Origin of the sequence: Paenibacillus hunanensis, from assembly GCF_034055775.1 — a bacterium.
Taxonomy (GTDB): domain Bacteria; phylum Bacillota; class Bacilli; order Paenibacillales; family Paenibacillaceae; genus Saccharibacillus; species Saccharibacillus hunanensis.
In genome coordinates this window covers 4487794-4501657 of the sequence record NZ_CP139194.1, presented here as the reverse complement: position 1 = coordinate 4501657, position 13864 = coordinate 4487794, and the positions used below count along the sequence as shown (strand labels likewise).

8 protein-coding genes are annotated in these 13864 nt (G+C 50.3%); 2 read left to right on the top strand and 6 right to left on the bottom strand.

What is annotated here, in order from left to right:
• Window positions 1-26 precede the first annotated feature (26 nt).
• The 6 genes from SK066_RS18285 to SK066_RS18260 all read right to left on the bottom strand — a co-directional run bounded on the left by SK066_RS18285 (window position 27) and on the right by SK066_RS18260 (window position 11600).
• Window positions 27-1859 (bottom strand): ABC transporter ATP-binding protein, encoded by a 1833-nt coding sequence (locus SK066_RS18285; RefSeq protein ID WP_320542533.1) that lies wholly within the window; start codon window positions 1857-1859, stop codon window positions 27-29.
• Window positions 1852-3597: an ABC transporter ATP-binding protein gene (locus tag SK066_RS18280; RefSeq protein WP_320542532.1), complete on the bottom strand. Its 1746-nt coding sequence runs from the start codon at window positions 3595-3597 to the stop codon at window positions 1852-1854. Before SK066_RS18280 ends, SK066_RS18285 begins: the two co-directional genes overlap by 8 nt.
• Before the next feature lie 329 nt (window positions 3598-3926).
• A complete protein-coding gene (locus SK066_RS18275; protein ID WP_320542531.1) occupies window positions 3927-5075 on the bottom strand; it encodes a GNAT family N-acetyltransferase in 1149 nt (382 codons plus the stop codon).
• Between the two features lie 510 nt (window positions 5076-5585).
• Window positions 5586-7721: a molybdopterin oxidoreductase family protein gene (locus tag SK066_RS18270; protein ID WP_320542530.1), complete on the bottom strand. Its 2136-nt coding sequence runs from the start codon at window positions 7719-7721 to the stop codon at window positions 5586-5588.
• On the bottom strand, window positions 7684-10068 hold the full coding sequence (locus SK066_RS18265) for an FAD-dependent oxidoreductase (protein WP_320542529.1): 2385 nt from the start codon (window positions 10066-10068) through the stop codon (window positions 7684-7686). The genes SK066_RS18270 and SK066_RS18265 overlap by 38 nt, the downstream gene beginning before the upstream one ends.
• 311 nt (window positions 10069-10379) lie before the next feature.
• A complete protein-coding gene (locus SK066_RS18260; protein WP_320542528.1) occupies window positions 10380-11600 on the bottom strand; it encodes a chromate transporter in 1221 nt (406 codons plus the stop codon).
• Window positions 11601-12339: 739 nt separating this feature from the next.
• Here SK066_RS18260 and SK066_RS18255 point away from each other — a divergent pair.
• Together SK066_RS18255 and SK066_RS18250 are read left to right on the top strand one after the other, a co-directional pair.
• Window positions 12340-13281, top strand: coding sequence for a helix-turn-helix transcriptional regulator (locus SK066_RS18255; RefSeq protein ID WP_320542527.1), 942 nt, complete (start codon window positions 12340-12342; stop codon window positions 13279-13281).
• A 76-nt stretch (window positions 13282-13357) separates the two neighbouring features.
• The gene (locus tag SK066_RS18250) at window positions 13358-13861 is read left to right on the top strand and encodes a DinB family protein (protein ID WP_320542526.1); all 504 of its coding nucleotides are present in this window, start codon (window positions 13358-13360) and stop codon (window positions 13859-13861) included.
• The last annotated feature ends 3 nt before the right edge of the window (window positions 13862-13864 follow it).

Below are 13864 nucleotides of genomic sequence, written 5' to 3'. Positions count from 1 at the left end.
TTCCATGGGGTCAGGCAACAGCAGACTCATGCCTCGGCAGCTGTACCCGCACTATGACGTGCATGATGATATAGCTCCGCATAAATACCACCCTGTGCAAGCAGCTTCGCATGGGTACCCTGCTCAGCAATGCGGCCATGCTCCATCACCAGAATGCGGTCGGCATGCATGATCGTTGACAGACGGTGAGCAATAACGATGGTGGTGCGTCCGCGCGAGACGGTTTGTAGCGCTTGTTGTACAAGCTGCTCGGTATGCGAATCTAGATTAGCAGTTGCTTCATCGAGAATAAGCACTTTCGGCTTGAATACGACAATCCGGGCGAAGGAGATGAGTTGTCGCTCTCCTGCCGACAAGCCACTTCCGCGCTCAGACAGCACCGAATCATACTGCTGCGGCAACCGTTCGATCATCTCATGCGCACCGACAAAGCGGCATGCCTCGATCACCTGCTCACGGCTAATATCGCTCTGGAACATCCGCACATTATCGATAATGGAGCCAGAGAAAAGGAAGGGTTCCTGCTGGATTAAGCCAACGATACGATGTAGCTGCTGCTGCGGAATCTGGCGCAGATCGATATCATCGATCTTCACCGAGCCTTCCCATACATCATAAAAGCGATTGAGCAGTGAGATCAATGTGCTTTTACCTGCACCTGTTGTGCCGACCACTCCGATCATTTCACCTGGACGAATATGCAGATCGAGCTCGGTCAATACGGGCTGCCCTTGCTCATAGCCAAAGGTAATCCGGTTAAAATCAACCTTGCCTCGTACCTGCTCCGGTTGAAGTGACTTCGCTTTATCCGGTGCTGGATCAGCAATTTCAGGCTTCAGCCGTAAAATGCGCCAGATGCGATCCATCGATACGATGGTGGACTGAAATGTATTCCACTGCATCGTAATCTGGTTGATCGGTTGAAAAAACTGGCGGATATAGCTGATGAACGCGTACAGCACCCCGACCTCCATTTGCCGATTAAATACAGCGACCCCGCCGAGCCAGACCATCAACACGAGCGCGATATTACCGAGTACATCGAAGGTACGGTTGAAAAGCACGTTTGATTTGAGCTGCTGTACATTCGCTTCCCAGTAGTCGCTGTTGAATTCGGTGAAGCGGCGAGTCTGTTCCTTTTCCTGATGGAAAATCTGGATCAGTCCCATACCGGACAGATTTTCCGCGGTAAAAGCGACCAGTCGGGACAGCCGACTACGTGCCTGCTGATATACTTGACGCAGCCGTTTGCGAAATAGAATTGCCAGTGTCGCAATAATCGGTAGCGTCAGCATCGAATACCAGGCAAGCGTAGCATCCAGTCGGAACATAAAATAAATAATAAACACGAGCATCATACCGTCACGAATCAGACTGAGCAGCACCTGCGTGAAAAACTGGCTGATCGTCTCTGTATCGCTCGATACATTCGTAACCAGACCGCCACTGCTGGAACGATCGAAAAAGCTCATCGACATTTTAGAAATATGCGCAAATAGATCCTTACGAATACTTGCCACGATATGCTGTCCGGCATATTGTAGCAGATTGCTCTGTACATAGGTGAAGATCAGACTGATCACAGCCAGTCCCAGATAGATAAGCGCCATACCGATCAGAAACGGCAAGCCACTATTACCAACTGCGATATGATCGTCAATAACGATACTGACCAGATACGGTTGTAGCAGATCGGCGGCAATCGCCAGCATCGTTGTAAAAAATAAACCGATAAATGCAAGCCTGTGCGGACGTGCATATTGTAGAATTGCTCGCAAGGCTTCATAGCGCGAAGGCGAAGCCGATTTGGTCGTTGTAGACGTTGCTGCGTTGGGTTCATGTGGGCGGGACTCATTCATAGTACAGACCTTCTTCCTGTAGCTGGTACATGGATGCATAGATGCCCCGTTGTTCCAACAATTGCTGGTGCGTGCCTTGCTCCACAATTCGTCCTTCATCCAGCACGATAATGCGATCCGCTTGCTTCACCGCGCTAATCCGGTGGGAGATGATCAGCGTCGTGCGCTGCTTACGCTCCTGTACCAGATTAGCGAGAATGCCTGTCTCGGTGACTGCATCGACTGCACTCATGCTGTCGTCCAGAATAAGAATCGGCCCCGTCTTGGCAAGACCGCGTGCGAGACTGGTACGTTGCCGCTGTCCACCGGAAAGGGTCACGCCACGCTCGCCGAGCCGAGTATCGAACTGGTCTGGAAAGCGCACGATAGGTTCATAGATCATCGCCTGACGAGCATGATTTTCAACCTTTTCTAGGGGAATGCTGCGATCACTAAAGGCGATATTGTCGCGAATCGTCGTGCTGAATAGAAAGCCATCCTGTGGCACATAGGCAATACGTGAGCGCAGACTATGAATAGAGATATCGCGTATATCGGTGCCGCCGAGAAGCACCGTTCCCGCGGGTGGATCATAGATGCGTAGTAATAGCTTGACGAGCGTTGTTTTACCGCTGCCGGTTTTACCGACGATGCCCAGCGTTTGTCCGCTGGCAATATGCAGGTTAATGTCCTGGAGCGCAGGGCGCTCACTGCCTGGATACGTAAAGGAAAGCTGCTTGAGCTCCAGATTCGGTGATGCTGCCAGTGGTTGAGCGTTCTCGTTATCCTGAATATCCGGCTGTTCGCCCAGCAGGCGATTGACCCGATCCAGTGAGGCACCGGAGCGCTGCATCATATTGATCACGTTACCAATCTGCTGTAAGGGGCCCGACATGATGCGCAGGTAAAGGGTTAACGCGATAAAATTACCGATCGTAATGCTCCCCTGTATCGCGAGATAACCGCCATACAGCAGCGAAATGACAAGCGACAGCGCACCGAGAAATGGAACGGCTGCCTGAAATAGCGACGACATACGTACTAGATGCAGCTGATTATCCTTGATCTGATCTACCGTACTACCAAAGCGCTCTCGTGCTGTTGGCTCAATCGCAAAGGTCTTGGTCACGCGAATACCGCGCAATTGTTCCTCTGCTGAATCCGTCATTACCGCAAGGGACTCCTGTACATTCATCGAACGCTTGCGAATACGCGGGCCAAAGTAGACGACGAGAAAAGGGATGGCGATCATCGGAACGATACAGATCACGATCAGATGCAGTGGAATGTGGCTGAGCAGCATCATGACAACGCAGGATAGAAATAGAAAGATCGCATTTGTCGTCATGGTGACACCATTGGAAATGGATTCACGTACGGAGGTCACATCATTCGTCATGGAACTGAGTAGCTTGCCTGTTCCTTGTCTTGAAAAATAATGCTCACTGAGTGTGGAGAATTTGCGGAACAGACTTTGTCGCATAGCGAACTCGAATTTGCGTCCGAGCCGCATCACGGAGAACTGTCCAGCGCCGAACAATACATTGTAGGCAATGCCAATTGCCGCCAAAATCAGACTGTATCGCACGATCATATCGTAGCGAATGCCACCAGCGAGTAACGCATCAGTGAACTGGCCGAGCACTCGTGGCAAAGCAGCCTGTGCGATATTGGAGGCGATGATCAGAGCGACAGCCAGCAGATAATAGTACCAGTGCTCTCGCACATAGTCCGTCAAAATGCTTCGGTCCTTCGTCATGAACGTTCCTTCCTTCTTTTCGCAGCTTGATCAGTTGCTTCATTACACTATTATTGATTTAACCAGAAACGGAGTGACTCTCTCACTGTTATTATAGCGTTGTTATGTCAGGATATACATTTCTATTTGAGTCATCTACATTCGATCCACAAATAGTTAGCCTATATAGTGCACTCTGTAACTGTTCAGTCTCTATAGGTTCAACTAGCAGATCGTCGAGCGGTGATATTCAAGCCATAGATACAAAAACAGAACGTTTCCTAGTGAGGACGTTCTGTTTTGCATTCAATATGGATCATGCCGTATGAACGGCATAGCATAGAATCTATTTAAATAAAATACAATCCATACATATAAGGTAATGGCACGGCTGTAAATGCTGCATCTTGAGCAGCAGGCAGATTCGATTCAGGATCAAATAGCAGAGAACACAGCTCGGCATCGTTCGTAAGCTTGTATTCATCGGTCGGCGTATGAACCGTATAGCTACCGTCCTCATGATCGATCGTCATATGGACAGGAGCCCAATCATTTGTATCACCGAGTAATCCGGTCTGAGCGACGAGCGCACCGCCGTTGACAATCATCACGGTGCCGCCATTACGGATGGTCGTGGAGGAAGCGCCTGTGGCTTGAGCTACTGCCAGCATCGGCTCATCCTGCCACGGAACCGTAACCGTCAGGGAGGATAGCTCAAAACGTCGAATTGCTTCCAGCCATAGCTCACCTACCGCATCAGGCCGACCTGCGCATTCAATGATCGAGCCTGTGCGGGACGTAGTGTCCTGCTCGGATGGATGCTGGTCGTCCTGTGAAGAATGGGGCACAGATACAATGGCAACACCAGCAATCCCATTGGATGTCGCGGCGACCAGTACTTTTTGCTGCTGCTGATTCACATGTGCCATCGCTTCGGCGCCGAGCATTTGCTGCATTTCACTAATGCTCATTTCCACATGTGCGGTTGGATGTTGAAGGTACGCATACACCGCAAATAGATCGCGTAGTTCCAGCTCTCGTAATTCCCAAAGACCAGATGGCTCGATATGGGCATGCTCTCTCGTTAGCTCAAATTGATGAATCCGTCCGAAAAATTGACTGCCCACCCGTGTGTATAGCGAGCGATCGCCAGAGATGAAGATGACCGAAGCTCCGGCATCGATCGCATGCTGCCGACATCGTTCCAGTAGCTGCCCAGCCAGTCGCTGTCCTCGATAATGGGGATGGGTGCATACCGCACCAATCGAAAAGGCGCTGATCTTCTCTGAGCCAGACGCGATGGAGACTGGCACCAATCCCATAAACGAAACCAATCTCCCTGTATCATCGAATGCCCCGTACGAATGAGTGATGCCGGGGCGAAATAATGTCGGAAAGGCGGTACCCATATACGGCTCACCGGTTTCGCAAAAAACCTGATTAGCCAGCTCTGCTGCCATCGACAGCTCGTCGATATGTACTCTGCGAATATTCACCATTTTGCTTCCTCCTGAAGGATAACCATGCGATGTGGGATCACCCTTTGTATAGATCGTAGTCTGGACAGGCTTTTCATATACACATGGTATTTTGAATGTTAAAGCGCTATAACTTTTACGTATAGGTTTAGCATACATGAAATGATGGGAAATTACGATGCTATACTAGATCGTAATGCTATTTTGTTTTCAATGTATAAACGAAACGGAGTCTACGCTTACCGATCAATATTTAATGTAGGAGCTATTCAGATCGGGCTATACGTTGGTTATGAGCTCGATTATAAGACGATGAATGATGCTTGATGCAAGACTAAGATATGCAGCGGCAAAACCGCTATAGTTTATTTAACCATTGTACCCAGCAATAGCATTACAAAAAGCAGACCCAGCCATTATAGACGGGTCTGCTTTTTTCGATTATTCCTATTCGATTGGTCATATAATTTTTATTCGGATTCGGAGCCGATTAAGCGGGCTAGGTAGAGATATCAGTCCATGCACTGTTACCTATTTTAATAGCGAACGCTCTGGCTGCCACGGCCTAATCGTTACAGGTGTGAACTTGAAGCCCGGCATTTTGCAAAAGGGATCTAGCTCGGGTGGAGTGGCTTCATTTACATTTTGCTTGCCGCCCCAGTGCATCGGGACGAATAGAGTATCCATGCGAATCTGCTCGCTCAGTCGGCAGCGCACGATAAGTTGTCCCTGCGCAGACTCGAGCTCTGCCCATTGTCCTTCCTTGAGTCGATATCGTTTGGCGGTGGCTGGATGAATTTCTACAAAATTTTGTAGCTCACGAGCGGCAAGTGTCGGGCTGCGACGTGTCTGCACGCCAGTCAGATAATGGGATAGCACACGCCCATTGGTAAGTAGAAGTGGGCGCGTAGTGGATGGCTGCTCGCGCACATATTGATGTGGAAGTGCAGTGAAGATTGCTTTTCCATCCTCATGGGCGAATCGCTGCTGGAACATCGTCGGTGTGCCAGCATGGCTTTCATCCGGGCAAGGCCAGTAAATGCCTTCTTCCTGACGCAGACGATCATAGGTGATACCGGAATAATCGGCAAGACCGCCGCGACTTGCCAGCCGAAGCTCGTTGAAGATCGCTTCAGCTGAATCGAAATGGAAATAATGTCCCGTTCCCAGTCGCTCGGCAATGGCATGTAGAATCGACCAATCCTGTCTTGCTTCACCGGGTGGCTCCATAACAGCTTCTCGTAGCAGCACCCGACCTTCCAGATTCGTAAGCGTACCTGTATTTTCGAGGAAGGAAGCGACAGGTAGAACAATATCCGCCATACGTGCCGTTTCCGACAGGAATAGATCGGCAACGACGAGCAGATCGAGCCCTTCCAAAGCGCGACGTACTAACGGAATATTCGGATTGGACACGACCGGATTGGAGCCCATCACGAATAACATACGGAGTAGGCCTTGATCAGCAAGCTCTAGCATTTCATAGGCAGATACGCCTTTGCCCGGAATTTCGGATGGCTCGACGCCCCAGACGGAGGCGACATAGGTGCGATCGGATTCATTTTCAATCGAGCGATAGCCGGGGAGCTGGTCTGCCTTTTGCCCATGCTCGCGCCCGCCTTGCCCGTTCGCCTGACCGGTTACGGCGCCATAGCCGCAGCCAGGACGACCGATTTTGCCAGTTGCGAGTACGAGGTTGAGCAGGTAGCGTACAGCCAGATGACCGTCTGTCTGCTGCTCGATGCCGCGTGCGGTCAGGATCATTCCTGTTTCAGCGGTGCCGTACCATTCGGCTGCCTGTACGATCTGTGCTGCTGGAATGCCGCATTGTTGCGCCGTTTGCTCCAGCTCGATTCCATCCAGTAACGCTGCAAGCTCATGATAGCCGTTCGTATGCTGGGCGATGAAGGCTTGGTCTGTCCAGCCATTATCGATGATCAGCTTCAATAGCGTGAGCGCGAGTAATGCATCTGTACCCGGCTTGAGCTGGAGATGCAGATCGGCAATGGCTGCTGTTCCGGTCTGACGCGGATCAAGCACAATAATGCGTGCACCATTGGCACGCGCCTCGTGAAAATAAGGCAGCAGCGTAGGCTGACATTCCGCAATATTCGTGCCTGCGAGAATGATGCACTGAGCGATCGGAATATCCTGCAAACGGAAGGTGAGTCCGCGATCGACACCGAATACTTTGGTACCAGCAGAGGCGGCTGCCGACATGCAAAAGCGTCCATTATAGTCGATATAGCGTGTGCCCAGACCAATGCGAGCGAATTTACCAAGTAAATAAGCCGTTTCATTGGTCAGCGAGCCACCACCATAGACACCGATGATATCTGGTCCATGTTGCTGCATCGCTTCACGAAAACGTACCGCGATCAGATCAAGCGCTTCGTCCCAGCTAGCTCGTACAAGCTTACCGTCGCGGCGGATGAGCGGATACAGCAGTCGATCCCCATTCAGCGCATGCTGATGGGCATTCATACCCTTAATACATAAGCGTCCCTGAGAGGCAGCGTTGGGATGTCCCTCAGCTTGCCAGTTCTCCATTGAGAGTGCTGTAGCAAGCGCTCCTGTTTGGATCACAGAAATAGGAGATGGAGAAGAGTGGGGCGGATGAAGTGTGATTTTACATTGTACGCTGCAAAATGGACATTGTGTCTGCATCGGATTGGGCTCCTTTCATCGCGGACATTTCGGCAGTCGGCTCATACAGGCTACGTAGTACGTGCTCACGCACATGCAGCACACTAAAGCGTTCCAGCCATTCATACATCGCTTCGCCATAATAAGCGGTGTGAACATAATAATGAAGACAGGCATCCAGTAGCATCAGTACATCTGACCAGTGCTCCATTTCACCGATAAGCTGTCCGGTATGGAGTGGCTGAACATAACCACCCGCATATAGCTCCCAGCCATCCGGTGAAGGAAGAATGCCGAGATCCGCCATGCGCACCATCGCTTCCGAAGTGACGCCTGTTGCTTCGGTCACGATATGAAGGGGGTGAGGGAGAATATGCTGCTCCCATTCGGTATACATGGACGCCAGCCAGTCTGTTGTTGCCCTGGCGATCGGAATATTGACATAAGGATGCGATGGATTGGGCATGTCGTTATCGATGATGGATATAGCAGCTGAGCGATAAGACGACGTATCCATATCCTGCATAGCTGCTACATCCGCATAGTAGCGAACAGCATTCAAGCACAGCTCACAGCCGGTATGCTCTGTAGCGGCGGGAAGTGCTGTGAGTAGCGTCTGTATTACATATAACGGCAAGCGAGTGGGGAATTGCGCATCGCTACTTTTACCCGCTAGCTGGCTATTGGTGATGGAGTAATGCTCGGTGCCCGTCGCTAGACTGGAATCGGTAGCTTGGTCACGATTATTACGATCAGAGCTGCCCCTGTTGCTAGAAAGAGACGACTGCCTTGCAGTGGCGAACAGGCTCTGCCATTGCGATGTAGACGTTAATGTCAGCACCTGTTCGCGCAGCTCTGCATGAGTGTAAGGAAGGCAATCGCAGACGGTAGCGATTACCGCAGGCTGTGCTTCTGTTTCGATCGATAATCCGCTGCTAGCCGCCTGTTCACAAGCTGCACTACAGCGAGTGAGTGCTTCCACAGTAGGACGACAGCCGCCACAGGAGCCGGACGCACGGGTGTATTCTTTGACCTCATCGGCCGTTTGTAGGTCATGCTGGCGTATCGCATCCAGAATATGCTGCTTACTCACCGCATTACAGGCGCATACGATAGATTGTGGAGCAAGTGTGATTGCTGCTGCTTCCGCAGGATCATGAGCCTGTCCCTGTGCTGAAATAGCCGCTTGCTCACGCTCTAACCATTCCTCGGTCGATACGCCTTGCTTGATCATATCGACCAGTGCAGCACCTTCAGCGGTATTTCCGTATAAAACAGCTCCACTCATGCGTCCGTGTGTAGCAGTGATTTTGCGATAGGTACGAGCTACACCATCGTATTGCTGCACAAGGGTTTCACTATGCGGTGACTGGATATCGCCGATGGAGAACACCTGAACACCCGAGATTTTGAGCTGCGAGTAGGGGAGAGAGCCAGCATAAGGAGCCGTTGGCTGCTCGCATAGATGAGCGGCGACGATTTTGGCTTGCTCATAGAGTGGGGCGACCAATCCATAGCTAATGCCGCGATGCTCAGCGCATTCACCGATCGCGTACACATTGGGTATACTCGTACGCATCCAGTCATCCACGATAATAGCGCGATGAGTCGCCAGCCCGCTATGCTGAGCAAGTCGAATATTAGGACGAATGCCAACCGCCATCACGACCAGATCGGCAGCTAAGCGTTCCCCATCCTCAAAGCGCAATCCCTGTGCACGATGCGTACCTGTCACACGAACCGTCTGCCGGTTCAGGGCAAACTGCATCCCCTGTTCCTCCAGCTCACGACGCAATAAGGTAGCAGATAATTCATCGAGCTGTCGATTCATTAAATAAGGCGCATTATGCACGACATGAGTCTCCATACCGAGCTGTACGAGTCCACGTGCGGCTTCCAGCCCCAGCAGACCACCGCCCAGCACGACCGCTTTACGATAACGCTGTGCATAGGCGGTCATTTGCTCACAATCGTCAAAGGTACGGAAGGCGATTACCCCTTTTTTATCCGAACCGGGTAGAGGTGGAATATAGGGTACCGAGCCTGTAGCGATGATCAGCACATCATAGCCGACCTCCCTATCAGAAGCGGTTCGAACGACCTGACGAGCAGAGTCGATCAGTGAGACCATTTCGCCCATATATAGCGTAATGCCGTGCTGCGCGTACCAATCCAGTGAATGCAGCACAATATCATCAAACTGCCGATCACCATGCAGCACCTCGGAGAGCAAAATTCGGTTATAATTCGGACGCGGTTCAGCTCCAAACACAGTAATCTCATACCGATCCGGTGCCATCCGTATGATTTCCTCTACACAGCGCATACCTGCCATACCATTGCCAATCACAACCAAACGGGCAGTCATCAGGCTGACCTCCTTTATCCAATCGGCTCGTGTACCGATGTCTCTATCTGTTTTGTATCATTATCTGTCCTGTATCATGTCATCTGCTATATCAGAAAATGAAAAAAGCCCCTTTTCCAGATCGCTAGGATACGCAGGTGCGCATAGCATACCAATGGAAAAAGGGCGTCATTGCCGCATGTATCGTTACACACATCATTGTGTGCACGAAATCTACATTAACAGTAACGGATTGGTTGTTTGGTGTCAATATAATTGACGTAAAATTTAGGATTCAGCTTTATTTTAATTTTCATGTCAGATAAGTGAACTCAATTGTGAATAATTAACGATAAAAGCCAGCCACCACCGGCTCCGGCAATAACCACCATCCAGGGCGGTAGCTTCCAGAATACAAGCATACTGAATAGAATCGCTGCAAATGCAAAATCGATCGGCTGGCGGATAGAGCTGGTCCAGATCGGATCATACCAGGCAGCGATCAGAATCCCTACTACAGCGGCATTTACACCCATAAAGGCTCCCTGAATCGCAGCATTATGGCGCAGATCATTCCAGAATGGCAGTGCACCAAGCACGAGCAAAAAGGCAGGCAGGAAAATCGCTACCGTCGCTATGATTCCACCAGACCAGCCTTCCATCACCGTGCCCAGATACGCAGCAAACGTAAAAAGCGGCCCCGGAACCGCCTGCGTTGCCCCGTATCCAGCCAGAAAAGCCTGCTCGCTAAGCTGTCCATTGGGTACAAATTCACGTTCCAGCAGCGGCAACACAACATGCCCACCACCAAATACAAGCGAGCCCGCACGGTAAAAGCGATCGATCATCGCTACCCAGTGCAGCGACGTTAGCTCCCGTAAGACAGGCAATAGAGCTAGCAAGGCAAAGAATGCGAGCAGACAAGTCACGCCAATTGTGCGTGATATCGGAAAGTGAATACCTTCAGCTGAAGCGACAGCTTGTTGTCGATAGACGATATATCCGATCAAGCCCGCTAATGCGATAACAATAAGCTGTGTATACACCGTTTGCCACAATAAGACTGCCACCATGGCGAGCAAAGCGATTGCTTTCCGTTTTAGATCAGGTGTGAGCTTAGGTGCCATGCCGAGAATAGCTTGAGCGACAATGGCAACCGCAACTAGCTTTAATCCATGTAGCCAGCCTGTACCCTCTACCGACACCTGCTGTACAATCAAGGCAAATATCATCAGCGCAATAACCGAAGGCAAAGTAAATCCTAAAAAGGACACGATGCCTCCCAGTATGCCTGCACGAATTACCCCAATACCGATCCCCACCTGACTGCTCGCAGGCCCCGGCAAAAACTGACACAGTGCCACCAACTCCGCATATTGCTGCTCATTCAGCCATTTCCGCCGCCGCACATATTCCTCATGAAAATATCCCAGATGCGCAATCGGTCCCCCAAAAGACGTCAGCCCAAGCCGAGTCGACACCATCCCAATTTCCAGCAGCCGCTTTATTCGCCCTTGCCGCCCTTTCTGTAGCTCCACATTCCTAAGCTCCATGCCATAGCCCCTTTTATATGTATTGCAGATTCATCTGCACGCGATAAAATAAAGAAAGACTCCCTACCATACATCCCATATCCCACCGATCATAGCACAGGACAATCAAGCCTATAGACCCTTTACGAAATCTTTACAAAACATATACAGAGTACATACATAACCTATAGCAAAACTGTATCCAGCAGGGACACCATGAATTCAAAACACGATCATAACGTATACGGACTCCTTACAAAACTTAGAGGAAGCGCCAGCGAACACACTCAAAACAAAATTCAATCCAAACAATCACAAACTCAATCTCACACCCAACAAAGTGAAGCTCAGTCCAAACTCAATCTTAATCCAAACTTTAATCATCCTGTAATCTAACGACATATACATCTATAACATGTACATCTACGTCTTAGCTTGCGCACTCCAAAATGTAAACCCAAACGTAATCTAGCAACTACAGGAGCGCTATACATTCAATTGCAAGAACGCCATAATACCAACCTACGCCAAACGGAAGACCGGGAAATATGCCAAAAGACCGCCCTTTAAGCCGGGATACAACCGCTTACCCACCATTCAAGTATCCCGGCTTAACCGAAGGTCGTTGGCATATTCCCGGTCTGAAGTGGAGTCTGCAAGCCCCACACTGTAGATCATACTCATCCTTGAATTGAATTGAATTGAATTGCATCGCTTTGCTTCAAGCCATAGACAGAGTACACGAAAGGAGCACATTCAGTTGAAACTATATCGCCTTCTCGCCATCACCATGCTGCTACTCAATCGCAAACGCATTAGCGCCAGAGAGCTCTCCGAACGCTTCGAAATTTCACTCCGAACCGTCTATCGAGACGTAGAAACGATCACTCAGGCAGGTATCCCTATTCTGTCTCATGCCGGTGCAAATGGAGGCTATGAGATTATGGATCAATATCGACTGGATCGACAGTTTCTATCAATCGAGGAATTGCAATCGATCATTATCGGTTTGAAAGGAATCTCCGTCGGCGTTGGCGAGCAGGAAACCAGTGTACTGCTGGACAAGGTAGGCGCGCTTGTAGCCAAATCAGAGCACACTACCCTGAATGAGCTGAACAATCAGTTTGTCATCGATGCCAATCCATGGTGCACGAGTAGGGACAAGGATAAGCTTCACTCGATTCGCAACGCCATTCGTCAACGGAGCCTGCTACGCTTCGTCTATACCGACTCGCAGAGTCGATTGTCCTCGCGCACAGTAGAGCCTATGACGATCGTGATGAAAGGCTTTAGCTGGTATATGCATGCGTTTTGCTTGCTACGGCAGGAATTTCGTATTTTTCGCTTATCTCGAATGAAGGAAATGGAGCAATTACCCGAGTCCTTTATACGCCGACCGGAACCCGTTATGACGCTTAGCTATGGGCAGGCTGAGCAAGGCTCGTCTCATTACGTGAATCTGATTTTGCAGCTACAGCCGGAGGCACGTGCGCAGGCAGAGGATTATTTTGGTGCTGAGCAGATCGGCACCCAGCCCGACGGAACGCTGCTGATCAACTCACGACAACCGGAAGGCAGCTGGCTATATCACATGCTGCTCAGCTACGGGGCAAGTCTGCGTATTATAGAGCCCCCTCACATTGCGAATATTGTCAAAGAAAAAGCGCAGCAAATTGTAGCGCTGTATACGACAAAACACTGACACACAGATGTCAGTGGAGGTTCTTTACAATGGGATTATATCCCGCTGATTCATGGCGCTATCCCAGAGGAGGAATATGATGTTTACGACAATTCAGGCTTTTGTAGACGAATGGAGCAGTGTATCAGCATGCACGCAGCGTGTACTTGATGCACTTACAGATGCTTCACTGGATCAAGGAAGTGAGTCGAATATCCGACCGCTCGGACAGATCGGCTGGCACATCACGACAACGATTCATGAGATGGTATCCCGTACCGGACTTGTATTTGCTGCACCCGAAGGTGGGGAAAAGGCACCTGCCTCCGCTGTTCAAATTGCTAATGCTTATCGGCTGGTATCGCAGGCACTGCTGGAAGCTATTCAGCAGCAATGGACCGATGCGAATCTCGCTGACATAAGCGACATGTATGGTGAACCGTGGAGTAATGGATTAACATTACGTGCCGTGATCGCCCACGAAATCCACCATCGCGGACAAATGTCTGTGCTGATGCGTCAGGCTGGGCTACGCGTGCCGAGCATATATGGGCCAACCCGAGAGGATTGGATCGAGCAGGGCTTGCAGCCAGCGTTGTAGACG

What these genes read in the sequence shown, in the direction of transcription:
- SK066_RS18285 (WP_320542533.1), bottom strand. Translation starts at nt 1,859, where the DNA reads ATGAATGAGTCCCGCCCACATGAACCCAACGCAGCAACGTCTACAACG.
- SK066_RS18250 (WP_320542526.1), top strand. Translation starts at nt 13,358, where the DNA reads ATGATGTTTACGACAATTCAGGCTTTTGTAGACGAATGGAGCAGTGTA.
- SK066_RS18260 (WP_320542528.1), bottom strand. Translation starts at nt 11,600, where the DNA reads ATGGAGCTTAGGAATGTGGAGCTACAGAAAGGGCGGCAAGGGCGAATA.
- SK066_RS18275 (WP_320542531.1), bottom strand. Translation starts at nt 5,075, where the DNA reads ATGGTGAATATTCGCAGAGTACATATCGACGAGCTGTCGATGGCAGCA.
- SK066_RS18280 (WP_320542532.1), bottom strand. Translation starts at nt 3,597, where the DNA reads ATGACGAAGGACCGAAGCATTTTGACGGACTATGTGCGAGAGCACTGG.
- SK066_RS18265 (WP_320542529.1), bottom strand. Translation starts at nt 10,068, where the DNA reads ATGACTGCCCGTTTGGTTGTGATTGGCAATGGTATGGCAGGTATGCGC.
- SK066_RS18270 (WP_320542530.1), bottom strand. Translation starts at nt 7,721, where the DNA reads ATGCAGACACAATGTCCATTTTGCAGCGTACAATGTAAAATCACACTT.